This is a genomic window from Maribacter sp. BPC-D8, assembly GCF_035207705.1.
In the GTDB taxonomy this organism is placed as follows: Bacteria; Bacteroidota; Bacteroidia; order Flavobacteriales; family Flavobacteriaceae; genus Maribacter.
Genome location: NZ_CP128187.1, coordinates 1731868 through 1744038, shown reverse-complemented (window position 1 = coordinate 1744038; position 12171 = coordinate 1731868). Strand labels below are relative to the sequence as shown.

The 12171-nt window shown below is 29.8% G+C and carries 13 protein-coding genes; all 13 read right to left on the bottom strand.

Going from position 1 to position 12171, the window contains the following annotated elements:
- Positions 1–22 precede the first annotated feature (22 nt).
- The 13 genes from QSV08_RS07880 to QSV08_RS07820 all read right to left on the bottom strand — a co-directional run bounded on the left by QSV08_RS07880 (position 23) and on the right by QSV08_RS07820 (position 12162).
- Entirely contained in the window at positions 23–643 is a 621-nt protein-coding gene (locus tag QSV08_RS07880) for a hypothetical protein (protein WP_324027853.1), read from the bottom strand.
- Between the two features lie 23 nt (positions 644–666).
- Positions 667–1083 carry a hypothetical protein gene (locus QSV08_RS07875; protein WP_324027852.1) on the bottom strand — a complete coding sequence of 139 codons (417 nt, stop codon included), beginning with the start codon at positions 1081–1083 and terminating at the stop codon, positions 667–669.
- Positions 1084–1231: 148 nt separating this feature from the next.
- The gene (locus QSV08_RS07870) at positions 1232–1972 is read right to left on the bottom strand and encodes a DUF2185 domain-containing protein (RefSeq protein ID WP_324027851.1); all 741 of its coding nucleotides are present in this window, start codon (positions 1970–1972) and stop codon (positions 1232–1234) included.
- A 13-nt stretch (positions 1973–1985) separates the two neighbouring features.
- Complete coding sequence (locus tag QSV08_RS07865; protein ID WP_324027850.1) at positions 1986–2828, bottom strand: hypothetical protein; 843 nt, start codon at positions 2826–2828, stop codon at positions 1986–1988.
- A gap of 442 nt (positions 2829–3270) precedes the next feature.
- Positions 3271–3939: a DUF6966 domain-containing protein gene (locus tag QSV08_RS07860; protein WP_324027849.1), complete on the bottom strand. Its 669-nt coding sequence runs from the start codon at positions 3937–3939 to the stop codon at positions 3271–3273.
- Between the two features lie 108 nt (positions 3940–4047).
- Positions 4048–4713, bottom strand: a complete 666-nt coding sequence (locus tag QSV08_RS07855) for a hypothetical protein (RefSeq protein WP_324027848.1) — start codon at positions 4711–4713, stop codon at positions 4048–4050.
- A gap of 135 nt (positions 4714–4848) precedes the next feature.
- Positions 4849–6519 (bottom strand): hypothetical protein, encoded by a 1671-nt coding sequence (locus tag QSV08_RS07850; protein ID WP_324027847.1) that lies wholly within the window; start codon positions 6517–6519, stop codon positions 4849–4851.
- A 221-nt stretch (positions 6520–6740) separates the two neighbouring features.
- Positions 6741–7187 (bottom strand): hypothetical protein, encoded by a 447-nt coding sequence (locus QSV08_RS07845; RefSeq protein ID WP_324027846.1) that lies wholly within the window; start codon positions 7185–7187, stop codon positions 6741–6743.
- 117 nt (positions 7188–7304) lie between these two features.
- The gene (locus QSV08_RS07840) at positions 7305–8528 is read right to left on the bottom strand and encodes a hypothetical protein (protein ID WP_324027845.1); all 1224 of its coding nucleotides are present in this window, start codon (positions 8526–8528) and stop codon (positions 7305–7307) included.
- 314 nt (positions 8529–8842) lie between these two features.
- Positions 8843–9496, bottom strand: coding sequence for a hypothetical protein (locus tag QSV08_RS07835; protein WP_324027844.1), 654 nt, complete (start codon positions 9494–9496; stop codon positions 8843–8845).
- 112 nt (positions 9497–9608) lie between these two features.
- On the bottom strand, positions 9609–10451 hold the full coding sequence (locus QSV08_RS07830; protein WP_324027843.1) for a hypothetical protein: 843 nt from the start codon (positions 10449–10451) through the stop codon (positions 9609–9611).
- 122 nt (positions 10452–10573) lie between these two features.
- A complete protein-coding gene (locus QSV08_RS07825; RefSeq protein WP_324027842.1) occupies positions 10574–11122 on the bottom strand; it encodes a hypothetical protein in 549 nt (182 codons plus the stop codon).
- 470 nt (positions 11123–11592) lie between these two features.
- The gene (locus tag QSV08_RS07820; protein ID WP_324027841.1) at positions 11593–12162 is read right to left on the bottom strand and encodes a hypothetical protein; all 570 of its coding nucleotides are present in this window, start codon (positions 12160–12162) and stop codon (positions 11593–11595) included.
- Positions 12163–12171 lie beyond the last annotated feature (9 nt).

The window sequence follows — 12171 nt, the reverse complement described above, 5'->3', positions numbered from 1 at the left end:
GTGTTTACGTTTGCTAATTGGCTTAATAATCACCTAATACAAGAATATTCTTCTCCATATCACTATCAACAGGTATTAATACAGCTACATTATACTTATTAGTAACGTATTTTAAATTGTTTAAATATAAAAAGGGGGCTGTCTTTTTTCGACAATTTTCTTCAGATGCATCGGCACCAAATAATATTCCGAAAAATTGTACTTCGGTTTCGATATCTAAAGGTAAATTATGAGAATAATTTTCGCTTGAATATAGATTGCAAGTTGCCTTAATACGCACAATTATTTTTTCGTCAATTTTTTTAAATTCTATATCTGCATTATAGACTTCTTCATGTTCGTATAAATATAGAAGCGCGTGAGGTTCATCTTCATCTTCTGGGTAATCACCCCATTGAATTTTTTTCCCAACAATTTCTTGCCAATTATTTATTTCATGAGGTTTGATCTTCAATAATACTTCTGCATTAAATGATACTTCATCTTCTGAAAAAAACATGTCTTCTTCTTCAATATCTTCTTCTGTGTGTTTATCTGTTCCTGTAGCTTTTATTTGCAAGCCAAATATTAGTTCGTTACCGCTAATAGAAGCATCTAAATAGGCATGTTTTATATCAAATGATTTGTCTTTAATTTTAAACATTTTAATGTATTAATTTTACTTTGTTATTCGTTAAGCTCATTTATTTCTTCAATACACCCTTTTATCAAGTCGATTAAAGTATCATATTCATTGTTTTTAGAGTAACTAGTATTACTGGCATCTCCCAAACAAAATTTATCATTAGCCCAACGTATTGTATTAAAGTCTAGTTGCCCTAACCATAATTCTTTCTCAGCCCACCATTCATATAAAACAGCATCATTACACGAGTGAAAGCCTAAAATCATTTGCGCCATATAATTATCAGCAACAGTATATAAATCTACTAACTGCTCAATTACACTTGTATTGACACCATTTGCTACAGCCTTTATTTTAAATAATTCGATATTCTCAATCGATGCTGGTATTAAGTCGCCGCTATATTCATCTTCTATAGATTTTAATAAATCTCTGATTTCATTTTGATTGCTATTCATTAAAAGTGCTATTTCTAATTTTTTGTAATGTTTCGGTTTATATGTTTAGTAATAGCGTAGGAGGGCAGTAACCCTAAAACTCACACCGACAAAAAAGTATTTAATTAATGATGTTTTTTTGTGTTGTTGTAGCAGTCTATGAAGGTTGTTATTTGTATTCTATCATTTTCCAAGTGTTCAAAGCCCAGTCTAAATCTTTGTCATCATTAAAATAAAAGAAAGTGTTTAAAACCTCATTATCTACAATACAAAACCCACAAATTAAATTGTAGTCTATATCTTTTTGTTGATCATATTCTTTAATATGAAAACCAATCTTAATACGGTTACCTTGGTTAAGTTCGTACTTCTTTATGATTTCATTACCAGCATTTCGATCTCGTATTTCTACTTTTTTACCTTCTGCGATCTCTTCTTTAGTTTTGCCATCATAATTCCAAATATCTAAACGCAAGGTTTTATCATTTGTAGTATACATGATGGTATCTTCTTCTTTACTTCGAATAAATACATTATTAATTGAAAGATTCCAATTATCAGTTAATTGATGCTGAACCATAAAATCATCTTCTAACGGATAGTCTAAAACCTCTTTCCATTCTAAGCCAGGTTCTCTTTCCCAGACCGAACCGATGCCTTTATAAAGTAATAAGCTAGATATTGAATTATCTATCGCTAAGATTGTTTTAGGATCATAGATGCCAAAATTTTCTGAATCTTCAGAATACTCATCACTTTCGAATCCTGAAAATAATCGCCATCCGCTGTCATTATCATTTATTGGTTTTTCACGAAATATAAATAACGGTTTATAGTCTTCATCAACTATCATTTTAGAACACATTACCGCGCCTATATTCGGAAAATTATCTACACTAAATTCTTTCATTTACTTCGTTTTTTTAATGAGTTTCTTCTAACGAATATCCCATATTTGTACATGCGGTAAGAAAATCATGACGAAATTGTTCCACATTAAAATCTTCGAGTTTTTTCTTATTAGTACTTAATGTTTTAATAGAATTATAGACTAATTGAAGTATATAATTACAAATTTCATCAGCAGTAAGCTGTTTCAATTTTTCAAAGTCTGGTTTAACACTGTAATGACCAACGTTGTATGAATAGTTTTCTTTAAAAGATGATGGTATACTTACTCTTTTTTGAAATCGAAATGCCCATTTTTTTCTTTCTACTAAATCACTTTCTAATAATTCAAGGTCGATCCATAAATGTTCAATATTACCATGGTAATCATTAGATAATACGTTACTTAATTTTTCAAATGGTTCTTGTAGTAAATCGGAAACAATTTTAGTTTCATTGTTATAAATATTTGCGTGTAGCGATACATCTAACAATTGCCCTTTTGGTTTTATACGTGTTTTAGAAAATTCATTGATTACGCCCTTTTTAAAAACCCCAATAGTTGAGAAAAACATAATTTTGGTTAATGATTCGTTCATTAATCCAATTTCTTTTTTGTGAATATAGGTGCCTATTTCTTCAGATATGCCTGATTTTGGCACTAAAGAACTTTTACCAGATGTAATAACTAGATATAGTTCTTGTTCAGAAAAAAAGTCTTCGATAGCCTGGGTGACTACTGCTTTTTTAAATTCGTCTTGTATTCCGCATAAATACCATTTTATTTCATTTTCGTCGACTAACTCTTCTTTTTCATTGAGCCATATGGCAGAATGAAATTTACTATCAAATTTTCTATATAATTGTTGGGCATTCATTTATTCAAAGAGAATTTTTGCTTTAATCGAGCATTAGAGCTTAGTACTTGTGATTATAAATATAGTAGATTAATTACAATTAAAAAGAGTAGGAATATCGTGGTGTCGAAAGTCATTTCTTAATTTAGGTCTTATGCCAAATGAGTAAAACTTGGGTTGTAATATAACATGTACGTCACGAATAAGTAGAATAGGAGAGGCCTTAGTGAGAAAACATCTTTTTCTGTGCAGTTTTACCGCTTTTGCCCATAGCGTTTGATACAGGGCGTTATATAACCGAATAGTCTTTTAATGAAAAGTAAAACATTAATTCTGATAGCAGTCTGTAATAAATTTATTAAGCACGTTTAGGCAATAGCTAAATCAAATTTAGAATAGGATAGAAATTATGTAAGTAGATAGCTATGTTTTATTTGTCTTTAGTGCTGTAAGTCGCCATGCGTTAAGTCTTTCTTATTTCGAGATTATCTTTTGATTCTAATAATGTTTGATTATTACTATCGAATTCCCATCGGTATACACAAACATCTTCACTTTTACACTTAGGGCAAGTCTTTAACCAACTCTGAGATTTCAAAATTTCGATTTTAGATCTATTTATAATTTCTTTTATGTTAGCTCGTTCGGCTTTAATCTGTTCTTTATCTATCCAGTTCGAAATTGGTAATAGATTTTGCAATTCATCTTTATTAATCAAATCTATAATTAGTATCGGTAAATATTTATAGGAGAGATATTGCTCAATTTGTTTTTCATTTAACCTTGCATGCCCACAGTTAATGCACCGCCAACCAGTCAATTGACCTGTACCATATTTATAAAAATCTAGAGTTGTGGGTGCAGAGGTAATTTTTTGTTTTGCTAAACTCCAAGATAGGTTTTTGAGGGTGTCAAATACTTTACTATTCCATATGCCTACTTTATCAATTCCCCCAACGAACAAATCATTTATAGACCCCATTCCACCAAAAGCACTTAAGTGATGATTTACATCTTCAGTAGCCTCCCAAAGCTTTATATCTTTATCTATCCAATTTGCCCAATGCGTATTACCAGATTCCTCTAAAAGTTGCTTTAAAATTTCTAAGGCTATTTTGTAGTGATCAGTCATTGTGGTTGTATAAGGCTTATGAAGTCTATTTATGCGAAGAAATACGCAAGCTTTTAATTAAAGATTCCTAAAGAGCGTAATGTGTATTTTAAGAATTTGGTCATTGTTTTATTCTTTACCGATTGCGATATAAACTTCGTGCTTGTATTTAGGTGTTGTGATCTTTATTTCGCGTTCTTGTCTATTTTGTAATGTAATTTTTAAGTCTTTCTCAAGTAAGGTTTCATTCTCGCTCTTGTAAAATTGTTGCTCTTCATTCTCACATTTCTCAAATTCTTTATTCACTATCATTTTGCCTGTGGTAAGATTGAAATCGATATCTGTCCAATATGCACAGAGCTTACCTGCAAGGCTTGTATACCCTATTAAATAGAATTCATCGTTTTGAAAACGATACTTATCAGTAAATCCCCATTTCCAGCTACTTCCTCCGTTTTGGCTTATATGTAGTATTCCATTTTTAATATCCATTTCGCCATAAGGATCACCCATCATTCCGCCATCTTTACTGCCATATAATGCTTGGTCGCTTGTTTTCCATACAACCCATTGGTTGTTTTCAAGTTTATAAATTACAAGTTCGCGAGGTACGCCGTCTATTTCATTTTCTGGCATTACATTATAGGCTACAACTAATTCGTTGATAGCATCATTGTCTAAGTCGCCTTTAATAGAATCTACAATAGTGTAATTTTCTGGAATTTTAATTTCTTGCCCATTGATATTATGCACCAACATAAATACTAATGCCAATAAGTAGATTGTTTTTCTCATATTTTAGTTAACGTATTTGTGTATGGTTAGTTGCTTGAGTATGTGCTTAATTCAGCAAATAGAGCACCGTTAGTATGTGAATTCAGATTAAGAAAATGTTTGGTTTTGCGCTTAGCACTTTGTTGTAGAATGAACTTAATTTTCAAAGTACTCGATATTCGTTTTAATATCTAACCAGCCTTTTTTTCCTTTTCTACTAATAGCATAAAAAGAATTAGTGATCTGTTGGATCGAATTGTATTGAACCTTTTTATGTCGAGGAAAAAGCCCAACCTTGTTTTTTCTGTAAAAATAAGTTAAGCCATCTTTTCTATTAAAAATAATAGAATCGTTATTAATAGGTAGAATAATTGTTCTTTGAATTTTTGTTGGAATATAGTTTACTTCTTTTTTCCAATCTTTAGAAATCGTATCTATTACTTTATCAGTATTAACGTAATTATACTCAAAGATTCCGTTTTTTTTGTTTCGTGTAATTTTTAATAATTCTGGAGACATGTAAGACTTGCCAAGAAAGCTATCGTTTTCGTCCCAATAGTGTTCTTTCTCGTTATTTAGAAAAGTAACACTGTCTGTTGCTTTAATCTCTTCTAAATAATATGTTCTTCTTTTATCTAGATTTGATGCATACCCTGCATCTATTTTTGTTAAGGTGCTCGTCTTTAATAGGTCATGGTAATCTAAAGTATAAGTTACCTCATTTACAGTACCACATACAGTAGTAACCATTCGAGGAAATTTTTCAATAATTTCTGCGTCATTATTATAATAATTTACGCCTCTATCATTTAAAATTTCGATACCATTTCTATACAGATATGCACTTTTTATATGATCAATTTTAAGCTTTTCATAAAAGGAATCAAAAATGTCAATTTGGTTTTCGTTTTGTCCAATTATAAAATATTGGTTAAATCTAATTGTGTCGTAAGCTGTCTTTAATACGTTTTTTTTAGACGTATTCATTAGCTCGTACTTATCATTTTTATTTTTAGTGATGGCTGCAAAATCAACGAATTCAATCTTTTCAAAATTTTCCACATAACTAGTTTTATATTTTGAAGTATTTTGAAAGGTACTAATGCCATCATCATCAGATAGTAAGTATTCATTTTTGATTAATGGTAAGATTGAAAAGTCGATATGATCTTCGTTAAGTAATAAATAAATGTGTTTATCATTACCGAAATTTAAATCAATAGTAGCGTAAAATTCGGCATTATGAATTCTCCATCTTGCTTGATTATCATTTTTACCAGATACACGTGAAGAGCCAAAACTTTGATTGTGTTTATTTTCTTTAAAATATACTTCTTGAATAGTAGAAATACCATTAGTTAAAAACTTTAAAACTAATTTGTTGGTGTCTTCGCCCTCCTTGTAGTATGAGCTTTCGTTGATTTCTAGTTCCTGTTTTAAAAATTGAGCAAAGCTTGTTTTCTTTATTTCATTTACATTTAAAAGGATTTCATCTTCACCTTTATCTAAATTAATTTCTTCTAATGTTACAGTATCATCTATATCATCGTATTCAATATCAGCAGCAATAAATTTAGTATCCCAGTCTTTATCAAATTCTAGATAGAGCTCTATAAATTGATTTTTATTCTTCTCACTAAAGAATCTCATATCAGTATCGTATTCATTGTAGACAATTAAGTCAACATTAGATAGATCGATAGAATTTTGTGAATAGCAAATTCCTGATTTTAAAATCAAAGCTAAAAATAGAACAGGGAATATGAAACATTTGTTAACGTGTTTGGTCATATATTTGCTAACGTCTTTGTAGGTGGTTTGTTGCATGTTAACCAGGTGCTTAAGCAAATAGAGACTAAATAGAATTTTCGTAAATAGGCGAGAAACAACGATTGCTAAAAGTATAATCAAACTTCAAATTCAGAGAATAACTTTTCTGAATATTGCTTTTTTGAAATCAACCAAATCAAAAGTAATAGCCCTATTAAGGGTAAGATTATAAAAATCATTTCAAGATTAAATCCAAACCCCGTATTTTAATTTCATTACTATTCTTTATAATCATAAATTTTAATCGAACTAATACCAGTTCTAGGTTTCATTTTTATGCCTTTCAATGTAGCATTTGATGTTAGATTATTACCCAAACGCACATATCCACTTCTATTTTTTGAACGTTTTTTGTTTTGGGTTGCTGTAATGGTTGTTAAGCTACTACATAAAGATTCTAATAATTTAGCGTCTAAATTATCTGTTCCAATATAAAAAGTGTGTTCGCCTTCTTTTCCTAAACCGACTTCTATAAATATTTCGAAAGGCTTCAGATTATTTTTCTCTTCAAAATTCTTGATGAAATCCATTACAGGTTGATCTGTTGGCGTTCCACAACAAATGCTAGAATAACTAATAGGAATATAATTTTTATTCGTTTGCGAAAATGCAAAAACAGGAATAAGCACGAACGCAAAAATTATGGATTTTAGATATTTTTTCATTTTTATAGTATTTAATTTTTTGATGACTTTTTGGCTATGCCACAAAATTATAGCTAATGCCTTAGTTTATTCTTTTTTATAATGGGTCTTTGTAAAATACAACTGTTTTTTCTTGCCTTAATGTCTATTATCACATAGAATTAATATTGGCAACTCTTGTTTATCTATAAATTCTATACTTGGACAACCAAAAGATTTATATGTAAACCCAAATACAACCGGTGATTTATCTTTGAATAGCTTGCCTATATATTGAGTTCCTTGGTATTGAAAATAATTATCATGGTCACCCTTTTCTCCTTTTATTTTTATAGGGGCTAAACTACTCGATTCACCTTCATTTATATCAACATCAAAAGACTCTTTTGTATTTACATTTTTAACTATTAGATTATTCCAACCATAACTATCTTTTGATTTTTTTACAAAAAAGCCTGTATTTTCATAACTAAAGGTATAAGCAGGCACAGTATTATTTTTCCACCCCTCAGGTACTAAGCTGTTTTCTATGTTTATTTCAATAGATGCCGAATCCATTTCTTCAAAAATAATTTGTTGTAATCCATTTTCTACAAAAGGGTTTTCTTTTGCAATCATTGCAAAGCCGGCAGAAGTCATTTTACCTAAATTAAAGCCTATTTGATAACTCCATTCGTCATAATCTTGTGTTTTGTATTCTTCATCAGTTTTTGCGTAGATACTAATACAAGCTATTATAGGTGTTTTGTCAACTAAATGCTTTTTAATAATGCCAGATTTAAAATCATAAATAAATATACTATCAGTAATTGAGTATTTCATTCTTTTAAAAAACTCTTTACGTTGTTCTTTATTAAAATAGATGGTGTCTTTTCTTAAATCTTTTTTTTCTAAGAAATTTTCAGGCATATAAAAACTTTCAGAAACGTTTATAAATGCTTGTCGAATATCTCTCTCATTCGAAGGTTTACGAATTTCATTAAAATATGGTTCTGCATAATATAATTTTGTTTTTGAAAAACTAGGCTCATCATCCGATAGATAATAGTCAAACACAAAAACAGTGTCCTTTTTGTTTTTTACAGCAACCCAAGTACCTTCTACTTCTGTATAGTTATCGATTATTTTTTGTGTTATACTTGTGTCGTAGAGGTATTCAACTTTTTCTCTCCACTCAAATTTCCCTAAAATCTTTCCTTTAGGTTCACTTCTATAATTCAAGCCCGATTCAGCAATCACAAATTTGAAATTTTTTGAATTTTGATTTACTTCTGTTGTCTGTTTAATTAACAGATTTTCATTTTTTTTACTTTTCCAACTAAAGAATAAAATTAGTATTGTGATCGAAATTACTTTATACATTTTCTGTGATTAAGTTCTTTTATTATAAGCAGTACGTGAGCTCTATAGTTAGGTTCTTTGTTTGAAGATAAGGTAATTGTATAGAATACATAGGCAATAGGAGCGCGCGCGTTAGTAGCTAAACTAGATTTAATTGTATTTAAGACTAAGTATAGAAACTTCTCTTTTCATATAGCATAGATAACTAGAAAATAAATCGAATAAAAAAGCTCCAAGAATCTGATTTTAGATTCTTGGAGCCTACTAGTATAGTCTCAGCTTACAAAAGAACTGGTTAGTTTTTAACTTAGGTCTTTGTAATAACTAAGTGTTTTTTAATACGGACTCCATTTTATATATTTTCCTTTTTTTGCATTGGCAACAGCCAATTGTAATTGTTGGTCTTTTATTTTCTCACAATCATTTAAAAAATCAGTTTTCAGTTCATCTTTCCAGCCAGCACTTGCAGAAACAATCCATAATCTAAGTCCGGTTTGGTCATTTGGGGATCCTTGAACAATTTCCGCACCTTTAGGATCACTACATATTTTAATTATCTCTTTAATAACTTCATCAGAAGGAATTAATTTTAATTGACCTAGTGCCTGAAATGCGCCATCTGTAATCATAAAATTATCGTAAGAATAAATCGTCTTTAAAGTGTCTTCTAAAGTTTCAGAAATTATTGATAATCTAAATATAGAGTCTCCGATACTACTATAAAGTATAGTTGCATCAAATTCTTCAGTGGCTATCTTTTTTAAAGATGGTAAAGCTTTTTCAAATTTAGAATGACCTAATGCTAAAATTAAGTGGTATTGTGTGCTCCAAGTTCTAATGTCTTTCATTTCCTTTTCTAAAGCCTCAAGTAAAAAAGGACCAGATTCAATAGATTCTAATTTTCTTAATCTTTTTGCGCCAGATTCCCTTTTCTTTGACTTAGAATTGTGGAGTAGTTCAATTGCTTCTTTTAATTTTTCTGGCATCATTTTAATTAGTTTTCAACGGTTTATGTGCGTAATGTGGTGTTTAAAGAGTGATTAGTATACGGCTTAACGTAAGGTCAATTTTTTATGTGTTTAAATAAATGAGCGTTAGTTTTTATTTGATAACAAGCTTTATCATTTCTTCTATTTCTTTTTTCAATGGTAGAAATTGTTCATTATGTGAGAACTGTTGTTCGTAGCATTCACAATAATGTTTCCAGGCTTTCTCTTCAGATTCTTCATATTCATTATTCCCAATTGTTGTACATTTTTCTAACCCTTTTAATTCTCTTTTTATCGATTTATTAATTAGATAAATATTGTCTTCATATGAAACAAGAGCATATAGCGCATTTGGTTTAAAAGGGCCAATATCTTGTCCGTCCAAACTAATCATACCATACGCTTGTATATTTTCTTTTACATTAATTTTAAAAGTTTTAATGCTTGTTATTACATAATCGGAAGCAAAAGCACTAGAGAAAATATCTTCAATTTCAGATTCAGAAATGTTATCTATTTTATATCCTTGGTCTTTGAAATAGTCAGAGAATATAAAGCTCGTTGTACATAATAAAGAAACTTCTTCTTTATATGTTATTAAACCATCAAGCATTCCAAACCCAATTTCCGGCAAAAATGTTTCAAGGTTTATTTGACCAGTTTTGTTTATATCTTCTACTTTAGTAGGTAATATAATGTGTTGAAGTAATTTTTCTAACACTAAAATAGAATCGTTCATTTCATCATATATGCTATCATTAAATTCTTTGTTTTCAAAGTACTCACTAGTAGAATTTCTTTTTCTAACGTAAGTTAGCTCTTCCTTACGCTTATTTTCGTTGTCATTTTTCTTTATTTTTTGACTTATTTTAGAACTTTCTTTTAAATCATTATTTTTTACTTTCTCATTACAAGAAACTATTATTAAAAATAAAACTAGGTAGATGTATTTCATTTTTCTTTATTAGAAATGAAGTTTTTATCAAAGGTTCGTTGCGATTTTAAGCAGCTAATTCAGCAAATAAAAAACCAGCTAGAACTAGCCATGAATTAGATATAGTGTTGTGCTTTCGAACTTTATTTCTTTTTCATTTCGTAATGCCCTTCATTCGGATGTTTACCACTGCAATCGCAGCTTGAAAATTCATTATTTGAAACCCAAACTAAATCTTTTTTGTTTTTATCAAACCAGTTTTTAACAGCAAGTTTAAAATTCTGCCTGTTTTGGTAATCCTTTCTCAAAAAATACCAATACTCACAATATCCACAACCCTCTTGGTCAAATTTAGTTCCGAGTAATTCAAAAGTCGGTATTCCGTGAATTATTTCCTCAAGTGCCACATAAGCAATATCAGCTACAGCATAATTTCCTCCAAAGAGTACAACTCCGGCATTAGTTTCAGTAGAGTCGTTTAGTTTTTCGATAAGAAATGGTATTCCTTTTTCTTTTAGTTTTACCACATTCCAAAATAATTCGTGTCCACATTTAGTATATTCTTCACAGATATATGGCATCTCTTCAACATATAGTAAACTGTCAATTTTATCTTTTATTTTATTCTGGCTAAATGATGAAATAGGTGAAATTACTAGTATTAAAAGGGCTATTTTAAAATATTGGTTCATTTGTTCTGGTATGTATGAAGTAGAATGTTGTAGTAAATGGTTATTAGCTTGATTAAGCACCTAATTTAGTAAATAAATCAATGATAGCGTATGTCGTAGTAGCGTTTGTAAATAGGCTTAAAACAGCACTTAGTTGTACAAAGGTTGAGTTCAAATCTTATTAATCTTTGATATGGCTAGAAATAGTGAAGTTGCTATATGGGGTAAAGCATTAGACTTGGACCACTTTATTGCTATATTAAATAGTAAGTTTTTTTATTGTGTAAATTGGGTTTTTGTAATTTACAATATTGAATATAATGGTAAGAACTATCTTTTCATATAGCTTAGATAACTAGAAAATAAATCGAATAAAAAAGCTCCAAGAATCTGATTTTAGATTCTTGGAGCCTACTAGTATTGTCTAAGCTTACAAAAGAACTGGTTAGTTCTTAACTTAGGTCTTTATTATAGGGTCGATTTTTATTTTTTCAGTCAAGTATATCTCTTACAAACACTTCTGTACTGTCAAGCTTAGCCCAAATGGTTTGTATATTTCTATTGTCATCTGTTGCGTATTCGTAAAGCATAATTGAATCGCCTAATGTGGTTGGGTTAAACCATTCTAATGTTTCTCCGAATGGAATTTTTCCGTTGGTATAGTAAGTTGAAAGTTTCTCTGCGTTGAATTCATGTTTTGACAAAACCCGATTGAGTTCTGCCGGACAAGTTTCAAAATGAAGCCAAATTCCATAATCTATCCTAGGTACTACTTGGTCTTGAAAGTTTAAAATTTTAATGCAGTTGGTTGTTCTTTTGTCAAATAGAGCATCGTAAATTTCATCTCCCGTCCTCGGTTTAAACGTGTCAGCAACTTTATTATAGGTCTTACTCACAATTTTATATCCTGTCCAACCTGTACAGGCGATAAAAGCAAAAAACAAAAACAAGGAAGTCAGCTTTAATTTCTTTTTCTTCTTTATAAAACCTAAAATTAGAGTCACGAGAAAAGTCAAAAAAACAAGCCCTGATATTATGGTTAAAATAAGTACCTCTTTCATTTTTAGTTT

What these genes read in the sequence shown, in the direction of transcription:
- QSV08_RS07880 (WP_324027853.1), bottom strand. Translation starts at nt 643, where the DNA reads ATGTTTAAAATTAAAGACAAATCATTTGATATAAAACATGCCTATTTA.
- QSV08_RS07875 (WP_324027852.1), bottom strand. Translation starts at nt 1,083, where the DNA reads ATGAATAGCAATCAAAATGAAATCAGAGATTTATTAAAATCTATAGAA.
- QSV08_RS07870 (WP_324027851.1), bottom strand. Translation starts at nt 1,972, where the DNA reads ATGAAAGAATTTAGTGTAGATAATTTTCCGAATATAGGCGCGGTAATG.
- QSV08_RS07865 (WP_324027850.1), bottom strand. Translation starts at nt 2,828, where the DNA reads ATGAATGCCCAACAATTATATAGAAAATTTGATAGTAAATTTCATTCT.
- QSV08_RS07860 (WP_324027849.1), bottom strand. Translation starts at nt 3,939, where the DNA reads ATGACTGATCACTACAAAATAGCCTTAGAAATTTTAAAGCAACTTTTA.
- QSV08_RS07855 (WP_324027848.1), bottom strand. Translation starts at nt 4,713, where the DNA reads ATGAGAAAAACAATCTACTTATTGGCATTAGTATTTATGTTGGTGCAT.
- QSV08_RS07850 (WP_324027847.1), bottom strand. Translation starts at nt 6,519, where the DNA reads ATGCAACAAACCACCTACAAAGACGTTAGCAAATATATGACCAAACAC.
- QSV08_RS07845 (WP_324027846.1), bottom strand. Translation starts at nt 7,187, where the DNA reads ATGAAAAAATATCTAAAATCCATAATTTTTGCGTTCGTGCTTATTCCT.
- QSV08_RS07840 (WP_324027845.1), bottom strand. Translation starts at nt 8,528, where the DNA reads ATGTATAAAGTAATTTCGATCACAATACTAATTTTATTCTTTAGTTGG.
- QSV08_RS07835 (WP_324027844.1), bottom strand. Translation starts at nt 9,496, where the DNA reads ATGATGCCAGAAAAATTAAAAGAAGCAATTGAACTACTCCACAATTCT.
- QSV08_RS07830 (WP_324027843.1), bottom strand. Translation starts at nt 10,451, where the DNA reads ATGAAATACATCTACCTAGTTTTATTTTTAATAATAGTTTCTTGTAAT.
- QSV08_RS07825 (WP_324027842.1), bottom strand. Translation starts at nt 11,122, where the DNA reads ATGAACCAATATTTTAAAATAGCCCTTTTAATACTAGTAATTTCACCT.
- QSV08_RS07820 (WP_324027841.1), bottom strand. Translation starts at nt 12,162, where the DNA reads ATGAAAGAGGTACTTATTTTAACCATAATATCAGGGCTTGTTTTTTTG.